The sequence below is a fragment of the Hutsoniella sourekii ATCC 700629 genome (assembly GCF_000518205.1).
Lineage (GTDB): Bacteria > Bacillota > Bacilli > Lactobacillales > Aerococcaceae > Hutsoniella > Hutsoniella sourekii.
The window spans coordinates 1-2650 of record NZ_JADD01000049.1 but is presented as its reverse complement, the minus strand read 5'-3'; the positions used below and the strand labels follow the sequence as shown (position 1 = coordinate 2650).

The window sequence follows — 2650 nt, the reverse complement described above, 5'->3', positions numbered from 1 at the left end:
ACAGGTCCTCCGTGTGTGTTTTTGTGGTTACTAACATTTTACACGAACCTGTTATGGGTTTTCTTGTTTGTCGCAATTAATTTTACAATCTATCACACAAAAAAAGCAGATGCTATCTAATAAGAATAATATAACTTACGCATTTGATGATAGCTGGGAATCTATTGACCATTACAAAGAATTTTTAAGAAAACGTTTTTTTGAAGTAAGACGAATTTTAACAGAAGATGGGACATTTTTTGTTCACTGTGATAGAAACGCGTCTCATCATATAAGACTTATACTTGATGAAATATTCGGCGCCAAATATTTTCAGAGTGAAATTATTTGGCGATATAAAAGATGGTCCAATGCCAAAAAAGGCTTATTAAATAATCATCAAACTATTTTTATGTACAGTAAAACTAGTGAATATAAATTTAATATGATTCTTGAAGAATATTCAGCAACTACTAATGTAGATCAAATTATGCAAGAACGTATTCGAAATGAAAACAATAAATCTGCTTATAAAACAGATGAAAATGGGGAAGCTGTACTTGCTGCTCCTAAAAAAGGTGTTCCGCTTAGTGATGTTTGGGATATTCCATTTCTGAATCCTAAAGCAAAAGAAAGAGTGGGCTATCCTACACAAAAACCCATTGCTTTACTTGAAAGAATAATCAATATTAGCACCGATGAAAATGATATAGTATTAGATCCCTTCTGTGGCAGTGGCACGACTGCTGTAGCAAGCAAATTATTAAAAAGAAATTATATTGGTTTTGATATTTCTGAAGAAGCAGTAAGTATTGCCAAAAAAAGGCTTGAAAACCCTGTAAAATCTGAATCAGATCTTCTGAAAAAAGGAATCGATGCTTATAAACATAAATCTCAGTTTGAAATAAGTATCTTAAAATCTCTTGACGCCACTATTGTTCAGAGAAATAAAGCAGTTGATGGATATTTAAAATATAATTTTAAATCTAAACCCATACCAGTTCGAATTCAAAAAGAAGGAGAAACCATTGAAGATATTATTGGAATAATGAATTCCAGTGCAAAAACAAAAACGTGCAAACTTAAAGTTATCATAAAAGTTTCTGAGCAAGGGTTATTTGAGAGTATAATCCCAAATGACTTTTTATGTCTAAATAGTTTTGATTTATCAGTTAATCAATTTATTGATAAAAATTCAGATATATAATCAATTTTATAATTATATTTTCGTCACTTTGTGTTCTATTCAATAAGTTAAAGCGGTTATTCTCTTGACTAACTATATGCACAAATTTTTGCTATGTTTAGTATTATACATCAAAAAGTCCTGATATTGCTTCCTTACTCTTCAGTAAGATCGCTATATCAAGGCTTTTTATTTCTTTTAAATTATACTATTAGAGTGATTATCTTTTTATTTCAGTATCACGCCATCGACCTGTTCCCACAGACCAACCTCTATTTTCCCTCAGTAAATCATCTTCTAGGTCAAATTTTCTACTTCCCAAGCCAAAAACGAGGTCCCTAGACATCCATCGAACGCCCAGAAACCCCGCCCTTATGCTGTTTATCACTTAGTTTTTTCAATCAATACGATGCACTCGACGTGCAAATTTTAGGCTATTTCTTATCCTCCAAAACGCTGTTGTATCAATATTTCTACGAAATATGAGATAAGTAGGCTATCTGGCTATCATCTTCAAGTAGAGTTCTACCTCACTAACTGTGAGGGTGGTTAAACTTTTATCCAATCAGTGACCAAAGATGTTGAATCGTACCATTCTCTAACAGAATAAAAATACCCATGCCGATGAAAACGACTGGTACGATGACTTTTTCGTAACGCTCAACTACTTCACCAATCATAGGAACCGAAGCCAGTCGTTTGGATAAATAACATAAGATAAAAATCCCAATGATAAAAACAAGGATCACAACCATGACTTCCTGGAAGGACATTCCAGTAAAGTAAGGAATATAAATCCCCAAATTATCTCCGCCAAGGGCAATGGTCAGAGCAACCACACTCGCAACTTCTGACTGTCTATGCGACATCTTTTCTTCCAAGTCCTTTTCATCTACATCTTCATCTATGAAGATAGCCCGAATCCCTAGAATCAAAGGAAGTAAACCAAGTAACCCGATCACCCAATCTTGTGGAATAAAGTTCAGGAAATACGCTGCAATGAGACTAAAGCCAACGAGCAACCCCGTTCCAATATATTGGCCAATATAAATTGATCGTTGTTTACCAGTATTCATGGTAGAGAAAAGAATCGTTAAAACAACCAAATAATCAATGGACGTAGAGATAAAAACTAACATTGAAGATATAATTATTTCCATAAGCTTCCCCTTTCAATATGTTTATTAGAATTGGTGGTTTTCACACAAACACATCAACTTGGCCAAAGCCAAGGGAGAATGTTTAATAAATTGCTTCATATAAAACATCCAACTTTCATATTTTTTTCACATGACTCATATGCTTTCTAAACCAACGTTTATGAAGACGCTTTGTTCCCTCATGAATTATACCATTAAACATACAATGTTTCAGCCACTCAGCTTGCTCATTCTGCTTGTCTTCTTGGGAAATTCGTGCATGGGTAGGAGATCTACTTCTGCGAAACTAACGTTTCTTCTCAAGTAGTGTCACTGTCTCAACATG

Annotated in this window: 2 protein-coding genes; one reads left to right on the top strand and one right to left on the bottom strand. The window is 33.9% G+C overall.

Annotation, left to right across the window (positions count from 1 at the left end; genetic code table 11):
* The first annotated feature begins 109 nt into the window (after positions 1-109).
* A complete protein-coding gene (locus T408_RS11385; protein ID WP_051444865.1) occupies positions 110-1186 on the top strand; it encodes a DNA-methyltransferase in 1077 nt (358 codons plus the stop codon).
* Between the two features lie 536 nt (positions 1187-1722).
* Here T408_RS11385 and T408_RS0108995 read toward each other — a convergent pair.
* Positions 1723-2325 (bottom strand): CadD family cadmium resistance transporter, encoded by a 603-nt coding sequence (locus T408_RS0108995; RefSeq protein WP_028119622.1) that lies wholly within the window; start codon positions 2323-2325, stop codon positions 1723-1725.
* Between the last annotated feature and the right edge of the window lie 325 nt (positions 2326-2650).